Here is a 227-nt window from a genome sequence, read left to right on the forward strand (position 1 = left end):
GTTGTTCCTTCTACTTTTGTTTCGTAGTCTTTCACTTTTACTTCACTTACTGTGTACTTGAATTCATTTCCTTGTCCATCGTACTTTGGTAGATCTTTGAAGCTGAAAGTCCAGTTGCCTTCTTTATCAGCTGTATCAACTTTCACTTCTTTTGTTTGGAACTCTGTTCCATTTTGAAGCAATTGAACCGTAATACTTTCTGGGCGTGTTTTGAACTGGTTGTTGTA

At 37.0% G+C, this 227-nt stretch carries 1 protein-coding gene; it reads right to left on the reverse strand.

Annotated elements, in window-relative coordinates:
• Window positions 1-227 (reverse strand): Cna B-type domain-containing protein (locus tag JTF23_RS27600; RefSeq protein WP_204210296.1); only part of this gene is annotated, 227 nt, incomplete at both ends.

Source organism: Bacillus sp. RIT 809 (assembly GCF_016892495.1).
GTDB classification, from domain to species: Bacteria; Bacillota; Bacilli; order Bacillales; family Bacillaceae_G; genus Bacillus_A; species Bacillus_A cereus_U.